The organism is Mycolicibacterium bacteremicum (genome assembly GCF_002086115.1).
GTDB lineage: Bacteria > Actinomycetota > Actinomycetes > Mycobacteriales > Mycobacteriaceae > Mycobacterium > Mycobacterium bacteremicum.
In genome coordinates, this window is the sequence record NZ_MVHJ01000011.1 from 73462 (window position 1) to 95095 (window position 21634).

Here is a 21634-nt window from a genome sequence, read left to right on the forward strand (position 1 = left end):
GGTTCTACCGTGGCGACATGACCTTCAAACCACACGAAATCGCCTATCTGCAGCAGGCCGATCTGGGCAGGCTGGCCACCGTTCGACCCGACGGCACACCGCAGAACAGCCCGGTCGGGTTCAGTTTCAACGAGGAATTGGGCACCATCGACATCGCCGGATTCCACATGTCCGCCAGTCAGAAGTACCGCAATATCGGACGGAATCCGAAGGTGGCGTTCGTCGTCGACGATATCTTCTCCCGCGACCCGTGGCGGGTGCGGTGCCTGGAGATCCGCGGGACCGCCGAGCAGGCACAGGTGCCGGCGGCCATCGGCGGCTCGGGCGATCCGCTCGACGAGGCCATCATCCGGATCACCCCGACGCGCATCATCAGCTTCGGCATCGACGACACCGAGACGCCACCACACGATCTGGTGGCCGATAGCCGGGACGCCTAGCCTGCGTCGTCACGGTCGGAGGTGCGCTCCAGTTCGGCCCGGACCCGCTCGGTGTCGGCCGGCGTCCACCCGGGCGGTGGCGCCACCGCCGCCCAGCCGTCGAGCACGGTGTCGCCGTAGTTGTGTCCGTGCCCGTCCGGTACCCCGGACGCATTCGTCATGTCCGCGCTCACCTGCCAGAACGTGACGATCGGATACCAGCGCATCGAGGCGGTGCGGTCCGCCCCGCGCGGCTCGGTCAGCCAATCCGGCCGGGCGAAAAGCAGATTCGGCGACCACCACACCACCGGGTCGGAGGCGTGCTGCAGGAACAGCACCCGCGTGCCCTCCCAGGGCGGCGCGGCGGTGGCGGCCACGTCGGCCGGATCGGAGGCCGGGGAGAACCGCACGGTGCGGCCGTTGTCATAGCGCGGTTGAACTTCGGGCGTGCCGGGGTCGCGGCGTTGTACCAGCCCACTCCAGAGCGAACTCTCATGCGGCGGACCGACCCAGAGCACACCGGAGAAATCCATCTCGGCGATATCGGGTAGCCAGTCGAAGGCACCCTGGCCGCCGAAGGATCCCAGGCTCTCGCCGTACAGCAGCAACCTCGGGCGGTCGCCTTCGGGCAGTGCGTCCCAGCGCGTGTGGATCCCGTCGATCATGGCGCGCGCCGAGTCGACGGACTTCTCCCGGTCACCCAGGAACGAGATCCAGCTCGGCAGATACGAATACTGCATGGCGACCAGGGCGGTGTCGCCGTTGTACATCGACTCGATGGCCTGCGCGGCAATCGGGTTGACCCACCCGGTGCCGGTGGTCGGGATGATGACCAGCACCTCGCGCTCGAACGCACCGGTCCGCTCCAGGTCGCTGAGCAACACCGCCACCCGCGCCTCATCGGTGTCGGCGGTCGCCAGGCCGGCGTAGACCCGGATGGGCTCGGGCGCGGGACGGCCGTTGAGTCGGGTGAGGTCCGCCGCGTCGGGACCACCCGAAACGAAGCTGCGACCCTGATAGCCCAGCGAGTCCCAGGACGCGAATGACGCCGGGCTGCCCGAACGCTCCGGCGCCGACGGCTGGGTGACCCCGGCCGCGCTGGTGGCGTTCTGCGGCTGGAAGATCTGGCTGGCCCCGGCCAGGAATCCGCGGTAGAGCACCCCGTTGACCAGCATGACGAACAGCACCACCACGATCGCGGTGCCGATGAAGAACGCCACCTCGCTGTGCAGGTGCCAGCGCCGGATCAGCTTGCGGGCGATCAGTTTCACCAGATCCTTGAGCACCCGCCACAGCGAGATGCAGGCGGCGCCGACGAGCACGGCCACCACGGCGGTGCGCAGGTATCCCGGTGTCGCGGGCCCCTCGATCCCCATCAGGGTCGACACCTGGCGCTGCCAGCGGGCGGCGGGGACCAGCATCAGGATCGGCGCCGTCAGCGCACCCGCCACCACCGCCACCTTGGCGGTGCGCAGCACCCGCGCGCTCGGCGGCCACCAGGATCGTCCGCGTAACACGAAGCGGCGCAACAGCTGTGCCAGCAAAACACCGAGGCCGTAGCCGATGGCGGCATTGATGCCGCCGATCAGCCCGGCGAAGAGCCAGTCCCTGGGCAGCAGCGACGGCGTCAGGGACAGGCAGAAGAACACCGCGCCGACGGCGACGCCGACGAAGTCGAGTCGGACCAGGCTCCAGGCCCAGACCAGGAAGGGATGCCGGATGGAGGTCCGGTCAGTCACCCGAACAGCCCGGGCAGCACGCCCTCGGAGGTGGCCCGCAATTCGTCGAGGGTGATGGTGAACTGCCCCTGAACCTCCAGCGATGTGCTGCCCTCGTCGGACACGCCCACCCGGTCCACCGGAAGTCCGCGTGCCTCGCACATGGACCGGAACCGGCTCTCCTCGGTGCGCGGCACCGCCACCAGGACGCGTCCGGCCGATTCGGAGAACAGGAAGACGAACGGGTCGACACCCTCGGGCAGCACCACCCGCGCCCCGGTCTCGCCGGCCAGCGCGGCCTCCACGATGGCCTGGATCAGGCCGCCCTCGCTCAGATCGTGTGCGGCCGACACCAATCCGTCCCGGGACGCCGCGGTCAGTACCTCGGCCAGCAGCTTCTCGCGGGCCAGGTCCACCTTCGGGGGCACCCCGCCGAGGTGGTCACCGGTGACCTGCGCCCAGATCGAGCCGTCGAACTCGTCGCGGGTGTCCCCGAGCAGCAGCAGGGTCTCACCGGGCTCGTTGCCCAACCCGGTCGGGATGCGCCGGGCGACATCGTCGATCACCCCGAGCACGCCCACCACCGGGGTCGGCAGGATCGGGGTGCTGCCGGTCTGGTTGTAGAAGCTGACGTTGCCGCCGGTGACCGGGATCCCCAGCGCCGCACAGCCGTCGGCGAGTCCGCGGACCGCCTGGGAGAACTGCCACATGACGCCGGGATCCTCGGGCGAGCCGAAGTTCAGGCAGTTGGTCACGGCCACGGGGGTGGCGCCGGTGACCGCGACGTTGCGGTAGGCCTCGGCGAGCGCCAACTGCGCACCGGTGTACGGGTCGAGCTGGGTGTAGCGGCCCGAGGCATCGGTGGACACCGCGACACCGCGTCCGGTGGCCTCGTCGATGCGGAGCACACCGCCGTCGGCGTGTTCGGCCAGCACGGTGTTGCCGCGCACGTAGCGGTCGTACTGCTCGGTGATGAAGGCACGGCTGCACAGATGCGGGCTGCCCAGCAGCGCAACCAGAGTCGCCTTGAGCTCGTCGCCGGTGGCCGGGCGGGCCAGCTTGGCGGAGGTGTCGGCGATCAGCGCGTCCTGGCTGTCCGGGCGGGCGACGGGTCGCTGGTAGACCGGGCCCTCGTGGGCGACCGTGCGCGGCGGCACATCGACGACGGTCTCGCCGCGCCAGGTGATCTCGAGCCGATCGCCGTCGGTGACCTCACCGATGACGCTGGCCAGCACCTCCCACTTGCGGCAGACGGCCAGGAACTTGTCCACGTTCTCCGGCGTCACGACCGCGCACATGCGCTCCTGCGATTCGCTGGACAGGATCTCGGCCGGGGTCATGTCGGCGGCGCGCTGTGGCACGGCATCCAGTTCGACGCGCATGCCGCCGTCGCCCGCGGAGGCCAATTCGGAAGTGGCACAGGACAGTCCGGCACCGCCGAGGTCCTGGATGCCGACCACCAGGTCGGCTGCGTAGAGCTCCAGGCAGCACTCGATGAGCACCTTCTCCATGAACGGGTCGCCGACCTGCACGGCGGGCAGCTTCTTGCGGCCCGGGCCGGAGCCCTCGTCACCGCCGAAGGTCTCACTGGCCAGCACCGACACCCCGCCGATACCGTCCAGGCCGGTGCGGGCACCGAACAGGATGATCTTGTTGCCGGTGCCGGAGGCGAAGGCCAGGTGCAGGTCCTCCTTGCGCAGCACGCCCACGCACAACGCGTTCACCAGCGGGTTGCCGGCGTAGGAGGCGTCGAACACCGTCTCGCCGCCGATGTTGGGCAGGCCCAGGGAGTTGCCGTAGCCGCCGATGCCGCGGACCACGCCGTCGAGCACCCGGCGGGTGTCGGGGGCGTCGGCCGCGCCGAAGCGCAACTGATCCATCACCGCGACCGGGCGGGCGCCCATGGCCATGATGTCGCGCACGATGCCGCCGACACCGGTGGCCGCCCCCTGGTAGGGCTCCACATAGGACGGGTGGTTGTGCGATTCGACCTTGAAGGTGACGGCCCAGCCGTCGCCGATGTCGACCACGCCGGCGTTCTCGCCGATACCGGCCAGCATCCCGGCGCGCATCTCGTCGGTGGTGGTCTCACCGAAATAGCGCAGGTGCACCTTGGAGGACTTGTAGGAGCAGTGCTCGCTCCACATCACCGAGTACATCGCCAACTCGGCGTCGGTGGGGCGGCGGCCCAGGATCTCGCGGATCCGCTGGTACTCGTCCTCCTTGAGGCCGAGCTCACGGAACGGCTGCGGTTGATCGGGCGACGCCGCGGCGCGCTCAACGGTGTCGATTTCCTGCGGGTGCGCGGATGTCACCGGGACAGTTTATTCGCTCCGCGTCCGGGCGAACGCCCGCGCCGCCACCGGGGCCCCGAACCCGTGCAGCAGGACGCTGCCCAGCACCATCACCACCATGGTGAGCAGGACGATGTGCTCGTCCGGATCGTCGAGCACGTTGAACGCCAGCAACCCCAGCACGATGGCCGCGGCACCGCGCGGCCCCAGCCAGCCGAGCAGCAGGCGCTCGGGCCAGCTGAACTGCGAACCGATCATCGCCACCGCGACCGGCAGCATCCGGACCAGCGTCAGGGCCAGCACGCAGAACACCACGACGCCCGCGGTCAGACCCGACCGCCAATAGGCGATCAGCAGGACGCCGCCGAAGACGAACCACATCAGCGCGGTCAGTAGGAAACTGACGTCCTCGATGAGTTCGAGATCACGTTCGGCGTCCTCGGTCCTGCGGAAGTAGTGATAGCCGATACCGCACAGGAAGGCCGCCACGAAGCCGTTGGCGTGCACACCCAGGCTCAGGGTGTACGCCAGGGCCGGTGTGGCGACGGTCAGGATGCGGGCCGACTGCCCGGTCATCAGGCCGCGGCGCTGGGCCGCGTTGGCGGCCAACGCCAGTCCCCCGCCCACGCACAATCCGACCACGATGGCCTTGGCGGTGTGCGGGAACGCGTCGCCCACCGCCTCCCACGCCGTGCCCGCGTCGGCTTCCACGTCGGCGACGATGAGCGCGAAGACGAAGATCGGCGAGATGATGCCGTCGCTGTAGCCGGCCTCGACGTTCAGCAGGTCCCGGACCCGGCTGGGGATCAGCCGGTCCCGCACGATCGAGGGTGCCGGCGCGAAGTCGATCGGCACCACGATGCAGGCGACGACGACCAGGGTGGCCAGCGAGAGCCCGGGCAGCAACCAGGCACCGAGCAGCACGGCCAGCCCCATGCTCAGCGGCAGCGCCACGAACAGCAGCCGGGTGGCCGCCCGCGGGTGCGCGCCGAACATGCCGTCGCGGATGGCGTTGGCGTCGACGAACAGCAGCACGGCCAGGATGATCTCGGCCGCGTGCTGGGCGGTCTCGGAGTTGAGGGTGTCGGCCAGCGAGCCGTGGGTGAAGTACTCGACCAGCGCACCGGCGACGACAAGGAACAGCGGCGCGGTGATCCGCCACTGACGCAGCCGTCGGGCCGACAGCGCCCATGCGGCCAGCACGCCCGAGACGATGACGAACGACAGCAGCACGCGTGCGATCTTGCCAGCGCGCGCCGCCGTTCACCGCGGAAGTGGTGTCAGCCTCCGGACACGCAGAAGGCGTTGCCCTCCGGGTCGGTCAGCGTCACCCACTGGAACTCCTCGCCGAAGCTGTTGCGACCGGTCTCCGTGGCGCCCAGGGCGACCAGTCGTGCGACCTCGGCCTCCTTGTCGGCGGCGTGCAGGTCCAGGTGCACCTTGTTCTTGCCGGGCGTCGGGTCGGGCACCCGCTGGAAGCCCAGCGCCGGGCGACCCTCCTGGGCCACCATGACGAATTCGCCTGGGGCGACGGCATTCACGTCACCGCCGGCGGCCTTGGACCACCAGTCGGCCAGGCCATCGGGGTCGACGCAATCGAACGTGATCATCTCCACACTCAGGGTCATGGCATGACCCTAGGACACCCCGGTGACAACCTCAGCTGGATTGGGCGGTGCCGCCGGTGGGCACTAACCGAGCATGCAACGGCTGGTCTTCGACGGACACATCGCGGGTTTCGGTACCGAGGCCGGGGTGCGGTTCGTGGTCGGGGTGTGGCGGTCCTCGCCGTTCGGCGGCTTCGCCGACGTGATGGTGCAGACCACCGACGATGTACGCGTCCTGCTGGCCCCCAGCGACGAGGTGGCCGAGTTCGTCTCGGCCACCTACTCCTTCGACTCCGTGCAGGTCGGCCCCGTCACGGCCGATCTACAGGCCGGCCGGCTCACGGTGCGCACCGCCGAACTCGATGTCGCGGTGGGCCTGGGTGGCCCGGCCCGGTTCGACGGGCTGCTGCGGCTGGTGCCCGCGCCGTTGGCACGCGCACCGTGGTGGCTGCGGGTGATCAACCCGATCGCCGGGGTGCTGGTGCCCGGCGTGCACACCGCGGGCACCGCGGGAAACGGCCGCCGGGAGTACTACGGGGTGCACCGCACCCGGCGCATCGAGTCGGTGTCGGGGACGTTCGAGGGCACCGCGCTGGGCGGGTATGCCGACCTGCACCCGCCGGTGGCGTTCGGGTTCTCCTCGGCGCCGACGGATCCGCAGCTGGTGTCCGTGACCACGACGATCGACCTGCCCTGATCGTCGTGATCGCCGACGTGCGCGGCGCGGGCGGCAGTCCGAGAAAGATGCTTGCCGAGTCCCTTGAGCGAGATCGACGTGAGGGTCGCCGGTCCACAGGATCCGGGCCGATCGACAACCATGGGGCCGGTCTCGCGGCGAGTTCCGTCTCACGGTCGTCCGATCCGGCGGGTGGAGCGCAGTCCACGACCCTGGTGTCGATCTCGCGCAAGCGTCCAGCGCGATACCTGCCGCCGGGTACGCCGCGCGCTTACGGCGTGAGGAAGGCCTGCAGCGCCGCGGAGTAGGCAGCGACATCGTGGGCGCCCATCACCTCACGCGCCGAGTGCATGGCCAGCTGCGCCGCGCCGACGTCGACGGTCGGAATGCCGGTGCCCGCGGCGGTCATCGGCCCGATCGTCGAACCGCAAGGCAGGTCGGCGCGGTGCTCGTAGCGTTGCAGTGGCACCCCGGCCTGTGCGCACGCCAGCGCGAACGCTGCCGCGGTGCGGCCGTCGGTGGCGTAGCGCAGGTTGGGCTGCACCTTGAGCACCGGCCCGCCGTTGACCTCGATGAGGTGGCCGGGTTCGTGACGCTCCGGGTAGTTGGGATGGGTGGCATGGGCCATGTCGCCGGAGGCCACCATCGACTGCGACAGCCGGCGCAGGAAGTCCTCCCGGTTGCCCCCGGCCACCAGGGTGATCCGTTCCAGCACCGTCAGCAGCAGGTCGGACTGGGCGCCGTGGTCGGACTGCGAGCCGACCTCCTCGTGGTCGAACAGCGCCAGCACCGGCACCTGGTCGGTCGGCTCGGCGGCCAGCAGCGCTTCCAGCCCGGCATGGCAGGTGGCCTGGTTGTCCAACCGGGGGGCGCTGACGAAGTCGCCGGCCACGCCGGTGACCGCCGACGGGGTCAGGTCGTGGATCATCAGGTCGAAACCCAGCACATCGTGCTCGGCCACCCCGGCCTGCGCGGCGACGTAGCCGAGGAAGGAACGCCGATCCCCGGTGCCCCAGACGGCGTTGACGTGGCGCTGCGGATCCAGGCTGACACCCTTGCGGTCCTCGGAGAGGTGGATCGCCAGCTGTGGCACGCGCAGGATCGGCTCGTCGATGCGGACCAGGCGGTGCTCGATCGTCGCGCCTGTGCCGATCCCCCGGTCGCTTCGCTCCTGCCCGCCGACCCGCACCGACAACCGGCCGCTGATGCCGAGATCGCGGTCCAGCCAGGAGTTCAGCCAGGCTCCGCCGTAGGGCTGCAACGCGACCACCTGCCAGCCCGCGACGACCCGGTCGGGGTGCTGCTTGACCCGCAGGTTGGGACTGTCGGTGTGGCCGCCGACGATGCGGAAGGGCGTGTCCCCGACACTGGAGTCCCAGGCGACCAGCGATCCCGCACGGATGACGAAGAACCTGCCGGCGGCCGGCCAGGCGTCGGCCTCGGACAGTTCGGTGTACCCGGCCGCGGTGAGTTGCTGCGCCGCGGTGGCGCAGACGTGGAACGGCGAGGGCGACGCGTCGATGAATGCACACAGACTCTGGGGGCTAGCTGCCATCTTTGTATCTTGACCCGCGCACCGGCCGTGGGTGGCGCTAGGGTCGCCATGTGTCTGAGCCGCTGCCCCAGGAAGTCGTCAATCCGTTGACGTCGGCGGCCATCTTTCTGGTCGCCACCATCGACGACGGCGGCGAACAGACCGCCCGCGATCTGCTGCCCGAGATCTCGGGGATGGTCAGCGCCATCGGATTCCGCGATCCGTCCAAGAAACTCTCCGTGGTGACCGGTATCGGGTCACACGCCTGGGACCGGCTGTTCGACGGGCCGCGCCCGGCCGATCTGCACCCGTTCATCCCGCTGACCGGCGAGCGCCACCACGCGCCGGCGACACCCGGTGATCTGCTGTTCCACATCCGCGCCGAGACCATGGACGTGGCCTTCGAACTGGCCGGTCGGCTGGTCGAGGCGCTCGACGGCGCGGCGACCGTGGTCGACGAGGTGCACGGGTTCAACTACTTCGACAATCGTGATCTGCTCGGTTTCGTCGACGGTACCGAGAATCCCACCGGGGCCACCGCGGAGAACGCCACCCGGATCGGCGCCGAAGACCCCGAGTTCGCGGGCGGGTGCTACGTGCACATCCAGCGCTATGTACACGATATGGCGGCGTGGCGGGCGTTGCCGGTCGACGAGCAGCAACGGGTGATCGGGCGCACGAAGTTCGACGATATCGAGATGGATGACGATGTGAAGCCGTCGAATTCGCATATCGCGCTGAACGTCATCACCGATGCCGAGGGCAACGAGCTGAAGATCGTGCGTCGCAACATGCCCTACGGCACCGTCGGCAACGGCGAATTCGGCACGTATTTCATCGGGTACTCGCGCACGCCCGCGGTGACCGAGCAGATGCTGACCAACATGTTCATCGGCGACCCGCCCGGCAACACCGACCGGATCCTGGATTTCTCGACCGCGGTCACCGGCGTCATGTTCTTCGTGCCCACCATCGATTTCCTCGATAATCCTCCGCCGCTTCCGATTCCGGAGCCGGCGGCCGCCGTACTCGATCAGCCGGCCGGCCCGGCACGTACCGACTTCTCGCTTGCGATCGGCAGCCTGAAAGGAATCCGTCCATGAACAACCTGTACCGCGATCTGGCCCCCATCACCGAATCAGCCTGGACCGAGATCGAATTGGAGGCCACCCGGACCTTCAAGCGGCATATCGCCGGTCGGCGGGTGGTCGACGTGAGCGCACCCGGCGGTCCGGTCACCGCGGCGGTGAGCACCGGCCATCTGCTGGACGTGGCCTCCCCCGGCGACGGGGTGATCGCCCATTTACGCGAGGCCCGGCCGCTGGTGCGGCTGCGGGTGCCGTTCACCATCAACCGCCGCGAGATCGACGATGTCGAACGGGGATCGCAGGATTCGGATTGGGATCCGGTCAAGGACGCGGCCAAGAAGCTGGCCTTCGCCGAGGACCGCGCCATCTTCGAGGGTTACGCCGCAGCGTCTATCGAGGGCATCCGCAAGGCCAGCTCGTGCCCGAACCTGGCGCTGCCCGAGGATCCGCGCGAAATCCCCGACGTCATCAGCCAGGCGCTCTCGGAGCTGCGCCTGGCCGGTGTGGACGGCCCGTACAGCGTGCTGCTGTCGGCCGATGTCTACACCAAGGTCAGCGAGACCACCGCGCACGGCTATCCGATCCGCGAGCACCTCAACCGACTGGTCGACGGTGAGATCATCTGGGCACCCGCCATCGACGGGGCGTTCGTGTTGTCTACCCGCGGAGGCGATTTCGACCTGCAGCTGGGCACCGATGTGGCGATCGGCTACCTGTCCCACGACGCCGACACCGTGCAGCTGTACCTGCAGGAGACGTTCACGTTCCTGGCGTACACCGCCGAGGCCGTCGTCGCCCTGAGCAGCTAGCCCCCCTTCCCGCCGAGCGTGCGTGTCTGCACCCCGACACGCGGGTACAGGTCAGAGAATGCGCACGCTCGCCGGGATGAGTCAGGCCGGAGCCAACAGAGAGAACAGCTGGTCGCCGTCACATACGTTGCCGGGTTGGCCGGCTCGTCCGAGGTCGAACTGACTCCCCTGCCCGGCCGAGTCGGTGGAGATGAAGAATCGCGGGGTCTATTGCGCCAATCGGCGACGTGCCACCGCGGCGTGGCGGTCAGACCAGACCGCCGATCCACGTACACAGATTCAGCATCACTGCCCCGGATGGCGACCAGGCTGCAACCAGGTAGCCGATCACGGTCGAAAACCTACCGGTCTTCAGCCCTCGCCACCGGTGACAAGGTCAGACTGAAATCTGGTAGGTCGGCCCTGGTGGACATATTGCGAGCGTGCGCGAACTGCCGACCATCGCGGCGCGCCGGGCTGCAGACACGCACGCTCGCCGGGATGGGGTCAGGCCGTGAGCACCGCGTCGAGTGCCGAGTAGAACAGCCCCAGCCCGTCGTCGGACGGACCCGTCAACGGCTCGGTGGCGTGCTCGGGATGCGGCATCAACCCGACCACGCGACCGTTGGCCGAGCTGATCCCGGCGATACCGCGCATCGAGCCGTTGAGGTTCTCGCGGTAGCGGAACACCACGCGCCCCTCGCCCTCGAGCTCGTCGAGCACTTCCTCGGATGCGACGTAGCGGCCCTCACCGGATTTCAACGGCACCAACAGATCGGCGTCCTGCTCGTAGCGGGTGGTCCACGCCGACGAGTTCGACGCCACCTGCAGCCAGACGTCGCGACAGATGAAATGCAGGCCCTCGTTGCGGGTCAGCGCGCCCGGCAGCAGACCGGACTCGCAGAGCACCTGAAAACCGTTGCAGATGCCCAGCACCGGCAACCCGTTGCCGGCCGCCTCGACCACCGACCGCATCACCGGCGCGAAGCTGGCGATGGCCCCGGCGCGCAAATAGTCCCCGTAGGAGAAGCCGCCGGGCACCACGACCGCGTCCACACTCTTGAGGTCGGCGTCGGCGTGCCACAGGCTGACGGCCTCCCCGCCTGCCAGCCGGACCGCCCGCGCGGCGTCGATGTCGTCGAGCGTCCCCGGGAAGGTGATGACACCGATCTTGCCGGTCACGAATTTTCCCGGCTCACCGAGAACTCCTCGATGACGGTGTTCGCCAGCAGCGACTCGGCGATCTCGTGCAGCGCCTCGTCCGACACCGAATCGTCGACCTCGAGCTCGAACCGCTTGCCTTGGCGCACATCGGCCACGCCGCCGTGGCCGAGCCGGCCCAGCGCGCCGACGATGGCCTGTCCCTGCGGGTCGAGGATCTCGGCTTTGGGCATCACGTGCACAACGACGCGGGCCACGGGCGCTCCTTCTTGGGGTGATACGGGATCTGGAACGGACATAACTCTACCGGCGCGCACTCGGGCCACAATGGAGCCATGCAACTGACGCACTTCGGCCACTCGTGCCTGCTCGCGAGCTTCCCGGACGGGACCGGAACCGAGACAACGGTGCTGTTCGACCCCGGCACCTTCTCACACGGTTTCGAGGGCATCGACAAGCTCGACGCGATCATGATCACCCACCAGCATCCCGACCACGCCGACACCGCCCGGCTGCCTGCCCTCCTGGAGGCGAACCCGCAGGCCAAGCTGTACGCCGACCCCCAAACCGCCGTGCAGCTCGGTGGTGGCTGGCAGGCCGTGCACGCCGGTGACAGCTTCACCCTCGGCCACCTCACGGTGCGCGGGGTGGGCGGTACGCACGCGGTGATCCACCCCGAGCTGCCGGTGATCGACAACACGTCCTATGTCATCGGCGATGCCGATCACCCCGCGCGGCTGATGCACCCCGGCGACGCCCTGTTCGTCCCCGGCGAACCGGTGGACGTGCTGGCCACCCCGGCCGCCGCACCGTGGATGAAGGTGTCCGAGGCCGTCGACTACCTGCGCGCCGTCGCGCCGAACCGGGCCGTGCCGATCCACCAAGGCATCATCGACCCGTCCGCCCGCGGCATCTACTACGGCCGACTGTCGGAGATGACCGACACCGACTTCCAGGTCCTCGACCCCGAGAACGGAACGCAATTCTGAGCCGGCACCAGTTCCTGCTGTGGTGGCCGCCGATCGGGATCGCGGCCATGGTGGCGCTCGGCCTGATCGTCGGCGACGGACCGACCCCGTTCGACGACTTCGCGCTGACCGTCATGCAGTGGATCCTCGGCCCCGACCCCCACTGGATGCTGTGGTTCAGCTGGGGCCTGGCGATGATGGTGACGCTGGCAGTCGCCGTGCTGATCGCCCTGTTCCGCCGACGCTGGCGGCTCGCCCTGGTGGTCGCCCTGTGCCCGCCGGTCTCGTTGATCCTGACGCGTGTGCTCAAGCCGCTGTTCGGCCGGTACAAGGGTGATGCGCTGGCGTACCCGAGCGGGCACACCACCGTCGTCATCACGGTGATGTCGATGTTGGTGCTCGCCGCCGGCTACCGCGTCTGGCTGATGGTGGCGGCCGGGGTCGTCATGGTGATCGGCGGCCTCAGCATGGCGGCCACCGATCTGCACTATCTGACCGACAACATCGGCTCGATGTTCCTGACGTCGGCCACGGTCTGTCTGGCGATCCTGGCCGCGGGGCCTCAGGCCGTCGCGCCGGCCGCGGCCCGGCCCGCCGCCCGCCCGGAGAACACACAGCCACCCAGGAACGTGCCCTCCAACGACCGGTAGCCGTGCACACCGCCGCCACCGAACCCGGCGGCCTCACCGGCGGCGTACAGCCCGTCGAACACCGCGCCGCCGGCGGTGATCACCCGGGCGTCCAGATCGGTCTCCAACCCGCCCAACGACTTCCGGGTCAGGATGTGCAGCTTCACCGCGATCAGCGGACCGGCCTTGGGGTCGGTGAGCCGGTGCGGCGCCACCACCCGGGCGACCCGGTCCGGCAGGTATTCGCGGGCCCCGCGGATGGCGGTGATCTGGCTGTCCTTGGTGAACTTGTTGACCACCTCGCGATCGCGTGCCGTCACCTCCGCCTCCACGGTGGCGTAATCCAGCGGTTGCACATCGGGGACGGCGTTCATCTTGGACACCAACTCACGCAACGAGTTTGCGCTGACGAAGTCCACGCCGCGGTCGACGAAGGCGCGCACCGGCGCCGGGCCGCCGCCACGTCCGCGCGACAGCACATCGCGCACGCTACGGCCCGTCAGATCCGGATTCTGTTCCTGACCGGACAGCCCGAACTCCTTGGCGATGATCCGCGCGTTGAGCACGAACCAGGTGTAGTCCTGGCCGGTGGTGGTGATGTGCTCCAGCGTGCCCAGGGTGTCGAAGCCGGGGTACAGCGGCACCGGGAGCCGCTTGCCGGTGGCGTCGAGCCACAGCGACGACGGTCCGGGCAAGATGCGGATACCGTGGCTGGGCCACACCGGGTCGTAGTTGGTGATGCCCTCGGTGTAGTGCCACATCCGGTCGCTGTTGATGATGCTGGCGCCGGCGGCCTGGCTGATCTGCATCATCCGGCCGTCGACGTGGGCGGGCACCCCGGACAGCAGCTGCTCGGGCACCCGCCCCATCCGGGCCGGCCAGTTCTTGCGAACCAGCTCGTGGTTGCCGCCGATACCGCCGCTGGCGACGATGACGGCCTGCGCCCGCAATTCGAATTCGCCCACCGTGGTGCGTGACGACGGTGCACCGCGGGGCACATCCGAGGGCTCCAGCACCGCCCCGCGCACCCCGGTGACCGACCCGTTCTCGACGATCAACTCGTCGACGCGATGCCGGTGGACGAAGGTGACCCGCGGCTGGCCGTGCAACCGGCGGGCGAACAGGTCGACCAGCGCCGGACCGGTTCCCCAGGTGATGTGGAATCGCGGCACCGAATTGCCGTGCCCCAGCGCGCCGTAGCCACCACGCTCGGCCCAGCCGACCATCGCGAAGGTCTGCAGGCCGCGATCACGCAGCCAACTACGCTTCTCGCCGGCGGCGAAGTCCACATAGGCGTGCGCCCACTGCCGCGGCCAGTGGTCCTCCTCGCGGTCGAAACCGGCGCTGCCCATCCAGTCCTGCAGCGCCAGCTCGTGGCTGTCGCGGATCCCGAGGCGGCGCTGTTCGGGGCTGTCGACCAGGAACAGCCCGCCGAACGACCAGAACGCCTGCCCGCCGATGTTGGCGGCGTTCTCCTGATCGACGATCAGCACGCGGCGCCCGCGTTCGATCAGTTCCGCGGCGGCGACCAGCCCGGCCAGTCCCGCACCCACCACGATCACGTCGGCGTCTGCCATGCCGACCAAACTAGCCGTCAGGCCGCGTCGGTGAGGGCGGGATCGGCCTCCCAGCGGTAGGTGTCGGGCGTGCACCCGTGCAGCAGCGCCAGGTCGATGGCGTCGACGACGGCCTGGCGCGGACCGATCTGGGCCAGTTGACGCGCCGCGACGACCAGCCGCACGGTGCCACCCCGGCGGGCGGTGCGTTCGGTTGACAGCACCAGCGTGCGGCACCACCAGGGTTCGCTCAGGAAGCCGGCACCGATGCCGAGCACCCGGGTGCGTTCGGTGCGGTCACGGACCAGGTCGGTGACGCTGGTGAGGCCGGCCAGCAGCCGGAAACCATTGCGCGGCAATGCCGCGACGGTGCCCTCGGATATCGTCCAGCCGGGGGCGGCGAACAGCCGGGTACGCAGGCCCAGGTGCTCCATCGTCCGGTCGGCGCCCATCAGCCGCAGGTTGGCCTCGTGGGCGGGCAGCGTGGCGAACTCGCTGCGGCGTTTCTTGGTGGCGGCCTCGTCGAACCCGTGCAGGACTATCGCGTCCCCGGCGGCCCGGCGCTCGGCTAGCCAGCCCACTGTGCGCGGGTCGCGCTCCAGCCGGTAGTCGCCCTTGAGCCGCGGCGCGACCAGCAGCGACACCGGGATGCCGCGGTTGTCGAGATCCTCGCAGAACGCATCGGCGGCGGCCAAGGTGCGGTCCCTGATCCCGGAGATCGAGACGATCAGTTCGGCAGTCACACCCCCAGTCTGGCAACGTCAGATGTCGCGACGGTTGCGAACACCCGGACGGCACGTGGCCATCTCGGTCGGTTATCGGGGCAACACGGCCTCGATGGCGCTGACCACCTCGGGGGCGTCGGGCTCGGTGCGCGGCCGGAACCGGTTGACCACGGTGCCGTCGGGCGTCAGCAGGAACTTCTCGAAGTTCCACTGGATGTCACCGGCCGCTCCGTCGGCGTCGGCCGCCTTGGTCAGCTCCTCGTACAGCGGGTGCCGACCCGCCCCGTTGACATCGCTCTTGGCCAGCAGCGGGAAGGTCACCCCGTAGGTCGAGGAGCAGAAGGTCTGGATCTCCTCGGCGGTGCCGGGCTCCTGGCCCATGAACTGGTTACACGGCACGCCCACCACGGTGAGACCGCGGGCGGCATAGTCGCGCGCCAGCTTCTCCAGTGCGGCGTACTGCGGGGTCAGACCGCATTTGGATGCGACGTTGACCACCAGCGTTGCGCCGTCGGACAATTCACCGAGCGTGGTGGTGCTGCCATCGAGCGTGGTCAGCGGGATGTTGTGCAAGCTCACCATCTCGACGCTAGCCGCCGATCTTGCCCGACGCTAGAGTTTGGGCCCGCCGAACAGGCTGTGCACCTGACCTTCGGCGTGGTTCTCCGGGTCGGCGGTCGCCAGGATCCAGGCGTACTGGAAGGCGGCCTCCTTCCACCGCTCGTAGCGGCCGCTGATGCCGCCGTGCCCGGCCACCATCTCGGTCTTGAGCAGCACCCGCGCGGTATCGGGCGTCAACTGTGCGTGCCGCAGCGCGGCAACCCATTTGGCCGGCTCCACGTAATACACCCGGGTGTCGTTGAGCGAGGTCATCGCCAGCACCGCCGGATAGTCCAGGGATGCGACGTTCTCGTAGGGCGAGTACGACTTCATGTACTCGTAGACGTCCTTGTCCGCCAGCGGATTTCCCCACTCGTCCCACTCGGTGACGGTCAGTGGCAGGGACGGGTCCAGGATCGTGGTGAGCGGGTCGACGAACGGCACCTGGGCCAGCACCCCGGCGAACAGGTGCGGGGCAATGTTGAGCACCGCGCCGACCAGCAGACCGCCGGCACTGCCGCCGAGCGCGACCAGGTTGGCCGGCCGGGTCAGATCGGTCAGCACCAGGTGTTCGGCGACGGCGACGAAGTCGGTGAAGGAGTTGGCCTTCTTGAGCAGCTTGCCGTCCTCGTACCAGGGCCGGCCCAGCTCGCCCCCGCCCCGGACGTGCGCGACGGCGAACACCATGCCGCGGTCCAGCAGCGACAGCCGCGCGATGGAGAACCGCGGATCCTCGCAGGATTCGTAGGCGCCGTACCCGTACAGCAGGGTCGGCGCGGGAAACGCCAGCCCGGCCCGGTGCACGATCGAGATCGGGATCCGCGCACCGTCGGCGGCGGTCGCCCAGTCGCGGCGCTCCACGTAGTCCTCGGGCCGGTAGTCACCCAGCACGGGTTGTTCGCGCAGCAGTGTCCGCTCACCGGTGACCAGGTCCAGGTCGTAGATGCGCACCGGGATCACCCACGACACCGCACCGACGCGCAGCTTGGGCGACGACCAGTTCGGATTGCCACTCAAGCCCGCCGACATCAGTTCGGATTCGAATTCGATCTCCGCCGGCGCACCGTAACCGCCATCGGAATCGATGGGCCACAGCTGAATTCGGGGCAACGCCTCGCGGCGGTAGCTGACCACCAGGTGCGTGGCGAATGCGTCGACCCCATCGAGGCGGACATCGTCGCGGTGCTCGATCAGGGTGCGGAATGCCGTCGGGTCGCCGACCGGCGCGTCGACCAGAGTGAAGTTGACCGCACCGTCGTTGTGCAGGATCAGGAAGCGGTCCTCCCCTGCGACGACCGCGTGCTCGACGGAGTATTCGACACCGTCGCGCCGCGGCAGCACCACGGTGAACTCCGCCTCCGGATCGACGGCGTCGGCGTAGCGGATCTCGGTGGTGATCGCACTGCCGGCGGCGATGATGACGTACTTGTCGCTACGGGTGCGCCCGACGCCGAGCCAATAGCGTTCGTCGGCTTCGTGATACACCTTCTGCGCGGGCAGCCCGGCGCCCAGCCGGTGCCGCCACACGGTGTCGGGTCGCCAGGCGTCGTCGACGGTGACGTAGTACACCGAGTGGTTGTCGGCGCCCCAGGTCACCCCGGAGCCGATGCCGACGATGGTGTCCTCGTAGAGCTCGTTGGTGCGTAAGTCCTTGAAGCGCAGCGTGTACCGCTCGTCACCCTTGACGTCCACCGAGTAGGCCAGGATGTTGCCGTCGACGCTGACGCTGACCGCACCCAGGGAGAAGAACTCGTGCCCCTCGGCCTCGACATTCTCATCCAGCAGGATCTGTTCGCCCGCGACGGCGGTGTTCTCGTCGAGTTCCGGCGGTGTCCAGTCATCCGGATCGCTGATCGGGCACCGGCAGTGCACCCCGTACTGCTTGCCCTCGAAGCTGCGCGCGTAGTACCACCAGTTGTCGCGCCGGGTGGGGATGGAAAGATCGGTCTCCTTGGTGCGCGCCTTGATCTCGTCGAAGATGCGCTGCCGCAACGGGGCCAGTGCCGCGGTCGCCGCCTCGGTATGGGCGTTCTCGGCCTCCAGGTGCGCGATGACCTCCGGATTGTCCTTCTCGCGCAACCATTCGTAGGGATCGATGAAGACATCGCCGTGGTGTTCGCGGCGGTGATCGACCCGCTTGGCCACCGGGGCCGGTGCGTCACTCAGTGGCTGTTGATTCGCTCCGCGAGCGTCACTCACCGGCTGTTGATTCGCTCCGCGAGCGTCGCTCATGCGCCGATCCAATCCGAGAAACTCAAACCCGAAATCCTCTCGTAGGCCTCGATATACCGGGCCCGGGTGGCCGCGGCGATCTCGGCGGGCAGCGGCGGGGGCGGGGTGTCGCCGTGCCGGTCCCAGCCCGAGTCCGGACCGGTCAGCCAGTTGCGGACGAACTGCTTGTCATAGCTGGGCTGCACCACGCCCTCCTGGTAGGAGTCCGCCGGCCAGTACCGCGACGAGTCCGGGGTCAGCACCTCGTCGGCCAGCACCAGCTCACCGTCGGCGTCCACACCGAACTCGAACTTCGTATCGGCGACGATGATGCCCTTGCCCAACGCGTGCTCAGCGGCGCGCGAGTAGATGTTCAGCGTCGCCTCGCGCAGCCGGGCGGCCCGCTCGGCGCCCACCAGCTCGACGACCGCGTCGAACGAGACGTTCTCGTCGTGCGCGCCGATCTCGGCCTTGGTGGCCGGGGTGAACAGCGGCTCGGCGAACTTGCTGGCCTCGACCAGACCGCTCGGCAGCTCGATCCCGCACACCGAACCCGTGCGCTGATAGTCCAGCAGGCCGGAGCCCGTCAGGTAGCCGCGCGCCACACATTCCACCGGCACCATCTCCAGCGACCGGACCACCAGGGCACGGCCCAGCACCTCGTCGGGGATGCGCTCGTCGTCGGGGGGTCCGGCCAGGTGGTTGGGCACCGAGAGGTGGTCGAAGAAGAACACGCTCATCGCGGTGAGGATCCGGCCCTTGTCCGGGATCTCGGTGTCCAGGATGTGGTCGAACGCCGAGATGCGGTCGGAGGCGACGAACAGCAGATGATCGGCGTCGATGCGGTACAACTCGCGTACCTTGCCGCTGGCCAGATGCTGGTAGTCGGTCAGAGCTGGGCGCATTGACCCACCCTATGTGCTGGGATCGATCCCATGAGACTGCGGTACCTGCCCTATGCCACCAGGCCCGGTCGGCTGCTGGCCCAGATCGTCAGCGACCTCGTCGTCATCGGATGGACCACGATCTGGGTGATGGTGGGCAGCGCGGTGTACGCCGCCGTCGCCACCATCGCCGAGGTGGGCCGCCAGGTGCGGGATGGCGCCGACGGCGTGTCGGGCAGCCTGAACTCGGCCGGCGACAGCGTCGACGATGTACCCCTGATCGGCAACGGGCTCAGCGGGCCGCTGCGTGCCGCCAGCGACGCCGCGGCCGAGATTGCCGGGGCCGGTCAGAATCTGGACTCCACCGCCACCTGGCTGTCCTGGGTGTTGGCTCTCGCCGTGGCGGCCACCCCGATCCTGGCGGTCGCGATGCCGTGGCTCTATCTGCGGATCCGGTTCTTCCGCCGCAAGCTGACGGTGCTGACGCTGGCGTCCACGCACGCCGGGCAGGAACTGCTGGCCATGCGGGCGCTGGCCAACCGCCCGCTGGCCAAGCTGACCGCGGTCGATCCCGATCCGATCGGCGCGTGGCGCCGCGACGACCGGCCGGCGATCCGCGGGCTGGCGCTGCTGGAGCTGCACGCCGCCGGGGTGCGGCTGTAGGCACGTGACCCCGCGGGCTCACAGGGTGGTGAGTTAGCGTGCCCTCATGTCGGTGGCGGTCGCGGTCAGCACGCGAGATCGACGCCCCGCCGGCCTGATCCTCACCGTCGCAGCGTTGGGCGTGATGTGCGTGCTCAGCCTGGCCATCGGCACCGAGACCGTAGGCCTGGCCACGGTATGGCAGGCGGTGACCGACTACACCGACACCGGGAACCAGTGGATCGTGCACGATCTGCGTATCCCGCGGACGGTGCTGGGCATCGTCGTCGGCGTGGCGCTCGGCCTGTCCGGGGCCCTGATCCAGGGCCTGACGCGGAACCCGCTGGCCGACAGTCAGATCCTGGGTATCGAGTCGGTGGCCGGCCTCTTCGTGGTGTCCGCGATCGCCTTCCTGCACCTGAGTTCGTTGCTGACCTACGTCTGGTTCGCCTTCCTGGGCGCCGCGGTGGCCATGGTGCTGGTCTATCTGGTCGGCGCCACCGGTCGCGCGGTGGTCACCCCGGTGCGGATGCTGCTGGCCGGGGTGGCGGTGGGCGCGGTTGCCGACGGTATCTCGTTCACCGTCCGGCTGCAGAACCCGCGGGCCTTCGACTCGATGCGATTCTGGGACGCCGGCGCCCTCGATGGCCGCGGGCTCGACGCGGTGTGGGTGGTGACCCCGTTCATCGTGGCGGGCGCGGTGCTGTGTCTGTCCGTCAGCCGTGGGCTCAACGCCATCGCGCTGGGCGATGACCTCGCGGTGGCCATGGGCGGCAACGTCATGCGCACCCGGGTGCTGGGGCTGATCGCGGTGACCCTGCTGGCCGGTGCCGCCACCGCGGCGGCCGGTCCGATCGGCTTCGTCGGGTTGATGGTCCCTCATGCGGTGCGCTGGTTCACCGGCCCGGACTGGCGCTGGATCTGCGCCTATTGCGTGGTGGCCGGGCCGGCGTTGCTGCTGGCCGCCGATATCGTCGGGCGGGTCGTGGTGGCGCCGGCCGAGCTACCCGCCGGCATCGTCACCGCATTCATCGGCGCACCCGTTCTGATCTGGTTGGTCCGTCGCAGCCGGGCGAGCGCCCTGTGAGCGTCGATTTCGGCCGCCCACAGTTGGTGGTCCGGCGCGGATCGCGGGTCGCCCTGCGGGCCTCCTGGCGCAGCATCGGGGTGCTCGGCGCGCTCGGCGCCGGCGCACTGGTCCTGGCGGTGCTGGCGCTGGGAGTGGGTGAGTATCCGGTCTCGCCGGCCGAGGTCATCGCCGTGCTCACCGGCGCCGACCACGGTTTCACCAGCGTCGTGGTGTTGGAATGGCGGTTGCCGCGCATCGTCGCGGCACTGGTGATCGGTGCGGCCCTTGGTGTTTCGGGGGCGATCTTCCAGGCGTTGACGCGCAACCCGCTGGGCAGCCCGGATGTCATCGGGTTCGGATTCGGCTCCTACACCGGCGCACTGGTGGCCATCGCCCTGTTCGGCGGCGGGTACTACCTCACCGCGGCCGGCGCCATCGCCGGTGGCCTGCTGACCGCGGCTGCGGTGTATCTGCTGGCCTACCGCAACGGCCTGGCCGGTTTCCGGTTGATCATCGTCGGCATCGCGGTCAGCGCCATGCTGAGTTCGTTGAACCAGTGGATCATCCTGAAGATCAAGTTGCAGCAGGCGGTGACGGCCGCCATCTGGCAGCAGGGCACGCTGAGCGGGCTGCGCTGGGAGCAGGTGGCCCCGGTGCTGGTCTGCGTCGCGGCGGCGCTGCTCTGGGTGGTGGCGATCGGACCGCAGCTGCCGGTGCTGCAGATGGGTGATGACGTCGCCGGCGCGCTCGGCGTCAACCCGGAACGGGCGAGGCTGGCCTATTTCGGGGCCGGTGTGCTGCTGATCGCGGTCGCCACGGCCGCGGCCGGCCCGATCTCGTTCGTGGCGCTGGCCGCCCCGCAGCTGGCGCGGCGGTTGACCGCGACACCCGGCGTCGGACTGGTCTCCTCAGCGGTGATGGGCGCAGTCCTGTTGCTGGCCAGCGATCTGATCGCCCTGCGCATCTTCGCACCGGCCGAGCTTCCGGTGGGTGCGGTGACCGTGGTGGCCGGTGGGCTGTATCTGGTCTGGTTGCTGATCGTCCAGGCACGGCGGCAGTAGGGAG

Annotated in this window: 21 protein-coding genes; 9 read left to right on the forward strand and 12 right to left on the reverse strand. The window is 69.2% G+C overall.

Annotation, left to right across the window (positions count from 1 at the left end):
* The first annotated feature begins 17 nt into the window (after positions 1–17).
* On the forward strand, positions 18–440 hold the full coding sequence (locus BST17_RS15030; RefSeq protein WP_083059412.1) for a PPOX class F420-dependent oxidoreductase: 423 nt from the start codon (positions 18–20) through the stop codon (positions 438–440).
* Here the strand turns inward: BST17_RS15030 and BST17_RS15035 are convergent.
* From BST17_RS15035 to BST17_RS15050, 4 genes are read right to left on the reverse strand one after another with little or no spacing between them, the layout of a single operon-like run.
* Positions 437–2158: an alpha/beta hydrolase gene (locus BST17_RS15035; RefSeq protein ID WP_083059413.1), complete on the reverse strand. Its 1722-nt coding sequence runs from the start codon at positions 2156–2158 to the stop codon at positions 437–439. The two genes, BST17_RS15030 and BST17_RS15035, sit on opposite strands and share 4 nt — an antisense overlap.
* On the reverse strand, positions 2155–4452 hold the full coding sequence (purL, locus tag BST17_RS15040; RefSeq protein ID WP_083059414.1) for a phosphoribosylformylglycinamidine synthase subunit PurL: 2298 nt from the start codon (positions 4450–4452) through the stop codon (positions 2155–2157). The genes BST17_RS15035 and purL overlap by 4 nt, the downstream gene beginning before the upstream one ends.
* A gap of 9 nt (positions 4453–4461) precedes the next feature.
* Positions 4462–5664 carry a cation:proton antiporter gene (locus BST17_RS15045; RefSeq protein WP_083059415.1) on the reverse strand — a complete coding sequence of 401 codons (1203 nt, stop codon included), beginning with the start codon at positions 5662–5664 and terminating at the stop codon, positions 4462–4464.
* A 47-nt stretch (positions 5665–5711) separates the two neighbouring features.
* Positions 5712–6059, reverse strand: a complete 348-nt coding sequence (locus tag BST17_RS15050) for a VOC family protein (RefSeq protein WP_083059416.1) — start codon at positions 6057–6059, stop codon at positions 5712–5714.
* Between the two features lie 73 nt (positions 6060–6132).
* Here BST17_RS15050 and BST17_RS15055 point away from each other — a divergent pair, with 73 nt between their 5' ends.
* Complete coding sequence (locus tag BST17_RS15055) at positions 6133–6735, forward strand: hypothetical protein (RefSeq protein WP_083059417.1); 603 nt, start codon at positions 6133–6135, stop codon at positions 6733–6735.
* 250 nt (positions 6736–6985) lie between these two features.
* On the opposite strand, the gene BST17_RS15060 is transcribed toward BST17_RS15055, so the two are convergent.
* Positions 6986–8269, reverse strand: a complete 1284-nt coding sequence (locus BST17_RS15060) for a M18 family aminopeptidase (RefSeq protein WP_083059418.1) — start codon at positions 8267–8269, stop codon at positions 6986–6988.
* A gap of 50 nt (positions 8270–8319) precedes the next feature.
* On the opposite strand from BST17_RS15060, the gene BST17_RS15065 reads away from it, so the two are divergent.
* Positions 8320–9351, forward strand: coding sequence for a Dyp-type peroxidase (locus BST17_RS15065; protein WP_083059419.1), 1032 nt, complete (start codon positions 8320–8322; stop codon positions 9349–9351).
* Complete coding sequence (locus BST17_RS15070; protein ID WP_083059420.1) at positions 9348–10145, forward strand: family 1 encapsulin nanocompartment shell protein; 798 nt, start codon at positions 9348–9350, stop codon at positions 10143–10145. Before BST17_RS15065 ends, BST17_RS15070 begins: the two co-directional genes overlap by 4 nt.
* 486 nt (positions 10146–10631) lie before the next feature.
* Here the strand turns inward: BST17_RS15070 and purQ are convergent, their stop codons facing one another.
* Positions 10632–11306, reverse strand: coding sequence for a phosphoribosylformylglycinamidine synthase subunit PurQ (purQ, locus tag BST17_RS15075; RefSeq protein WP_083059421.1), 675 nt, complete (start codon positions 11304–11306; stop codon positions 10632–10634).
* Positions 11303–11542, reverse strand: a complete 240-nt coding sequence (gene purS / locus BST17_RS15080) for a phosphoribosylformylglycinamidine synthase subunit PurS (protein ID WP_083059422.1) — start codon at positions 11540–11542, stop codon at positions 11303–11305. Before purS ends, purQ begins: the two co-directional genes overlap by 4 nt.
* 78 nt (positions 11543–11620) lie before the next feature.
* Here purS and BST17_RS15085 point away from each other — a divergent pair, with 78 nt between their 5' ends.
* Complete coding sequence (locus BST17_RS15085) at positions 11621–12274, forward strand: MBL fold metallo-hydrolase (RefSeq protein WP_083059423.1); 654 nt, start codon at positions 11621–11623, stop codon at positions 12272–12274.
* 47 nt (positions 12275–12321) lie between these two features.
* Positions 12322–12903 (forward strand): phosphatase PAP2 family protein, encoded by a 582-nt coding sequence (locus BST17_RS15090; protein WP_083059424.1) that lies wholly within the window; start codon positions 12322–12324, stop codon positions 12901–12903.
* On the opposite strand, the gene BST17_RS15095 is transcribed toward BST17_RS15090, so the two are convergent.
* From BST17_RS15095 to BST17_RS15115, 5 genes are all read right to left on the reverse strand, one after another.
* The gene (locus tag BST17_RS15095; RefSeq protein WP_083059425.1) at positions 12816–14459 is read right to left on the reverse strand and encodes an FAD-binding dehydrogenase; all 1644 of its coding nucleotides are present in this window, start codon (positions 14457–14459) and stop codon (positions 12816–12818) included. The genes BST17_RS15090 and BST17_RS15095 overlap by 88 nt on opposite strands.
* 17 nt (positions 14460–14476) lie before the next feature.
* The gene (locus BST17_RS15100) at positions 14477–15181 is read right to left on the reverse strand and encodes a DUF2334 domain-containing protein (RefSeq protein WP_083059426.1); all 705 of its coding nucleotides are present in this window, start codon (positions 15179–15181) and stop codon (positions 14477–14479) included.
* 72 nt (positions 15182–15253) lie between these two features.
* The gene (locus BST17_RS15105; protein ID WP_207573647.1) at positions 15254–15745 is read right to left on the reverse strand and encodes a glutathione peroxidase; all 492 of its coding nucleotides are present in this window, start codon (positions 15743–15745) and stop codon (positions 15254–15256) included.
* 30 nt (positions 15746–15775) lie between these two features.
* Positions 15776–17995 carry a S9 family peptidase gene (locus tag BST17_RS15110; protein ID WP_234807688.1) on the reverse strand — a complete coding sequence of 740 codons (2220 nt, stop codon included), beginning with the start codon at positions 17993–17995 and terminating at the stop codon, positions 15776–15778.
* Positions 17992–18879, reverse strand: a complete 888-nt coding sequence (locus BST17_RS15115) for a phosphoribosylaminoimidazolesuccinocarboxamide synthase (RefSeq protein ID WP_083059427.1) — start codon at positions 18877–18879, stop codon at positions 17992–17994. The genes BST17_RS15110 and BST17_RS15115 overlap by 4 nt, the downstream gene beginning before the upstream one ends.
* 30 nt (positions 18880–18909) lie before the next feature.
* Between BST17_RS15115 and BST17_RS15120 the strand changes: the two genes are divergently transcribed.
* Genes BST17_RS15120 through BST17_RS15130 form a run of 3 tightly spaced genes read left to right on the forward strand, consistent with a single transcriptional unit; the run spans position 18910 to position 21630 of the window.
* Complete coding sequence (locus BST17_RS15120) at positions 18910–19521, forward strand: hypothetical protein (protein WP_083059429.1); 612 nt, start codon at positions 18910–18912, stop codon at positions 19519–19521.
* Between the two features lie 46 nt (positions 19522–19567).
* On the forward strand, positions 19568–20587 hold the full coding sequence (locus BST17_RS15125; protein WP_083059431.1) for a FecCD family ABC transporter permease: 1020 nt from the start codon (positions 19568–19570) through the stop codon (positions 20585–20587).
* Positions 20584–21630 carry a FecCD family ABC transporter permease gene (locus BST17_RS15130; RefSeq protein ID WP_083059433.1) on the forward strand — a complete coding sequence of 349 codons (1047 nt, stop codon included), beginning with the start codon at positions 20584–20586 and terminating at the stop codon, positions 21628–21630. The genes BST17_RS15125 and BST17_RS15130 overlap by 4 nt, the downstream gene beginning before the upstream one ends.
* Positions 21631–21634: the final 4 nt, after the last annotated feature.

What these genes read in the sequence shown, in the direction of transcription:
- BST17_RS15030 (WP_083059412.1), top strand. Translation starts at nt 18, where the DNA reads ATGACCTTCAAACCACACGAAATCGCCTATCTGCAGCAGGCCGATCTG.
- BST17_RS15050 (WP_083059416.1), bottom strand. Translation starts at nt 6,059, where the DNA reads ATGACCCTGAGTGTGGAGATGATCACGTTCGATTGCGTCGACCCCGAT.
- BST17_RS15055 (WP_083059417.1), top strand. Translation starts at nt 6,133, where the DNA reads ATGCAACGGCTGGTCTTCGACGGACACATCGCGGGTTTCGGTACCGAG.
- BST17_RS15060 (WP_083059418.1), bottom strand. Translation starts at nt 8,269, where the DNA reads ATGGCAGCTAGCCCCCAGAGTCTGTGTGCATTCATCGACGCGTCGCCC.
- BST17_RS15070 (WP_083059420.1), top strand. Translation starts at nt 9,348, where the DNA reads ATGAACAACCTGTACCGCGATCTGGCCCCCATCACCGAATCAGCCTGG.
- BST17_RS15085 (WP_083059423.1), top strand. Translation starts at nt 11,621, where the DNA reads ATGCAACTGACGCACTTCGGCCACTCGTGCCTGCTCGCGAGCTTCCCG.
- BST17_RS15090 (WP_083059424.1), top strand. Translation starts at nt 12,322, where the DNA reads ATGGTGGCGCTCGGCCTGATCGTCGGCGACGGACCGACCCCGTTCGAC.
- BST17_RS15095 (WP_083059425.1), bottom strand. Translation starts at nt 14,459, where the DNA reads ATGGCAGACGCCGACGTGATCGTGGTGGGTGCGGGACTGGCCGGGCTG.
- BST17_RS15105 (WP_207573647.1), bottom strand. Translation starts at nt 15,745, where the DNA reads ATGGTGAGCTTGCACAACATCCCGCTGACCACGCTCGATGGCAGCACC.
- BST17_RS15110 (WP_234807688.1), bottom strand. Translation starts at nt 17,995, where the DNA reads ATGAGCGACGCTCGCGGAGCGAATCAACAGCCGGTGAGTGACGCTCGC.
- BST17_RS15115 (WP_083059427.1), bottom strand. Translation starts at nt 18,879, where the DNA reads ATGCGCCCAGCTCTGACCGACTACCAGCATCTGGCCAGCGGCAAGGTA.
- BST17_RS15120 (WP_083059429.1), top strand. Translation starts at nt 18,910, where the DNA reads ATGAGACTGCGGTACCTGCCCTATGCCACCAGGCCCGGTCGGCTGCTG.
- BST17_RS15125 (WP_083059431.1), top strand. Translation starts at nt 19,568, where the DNA reads ATGTCGGTGGCGGTCGCGGTCAGCACGCGAGATCGACGCCCCGCCGGC.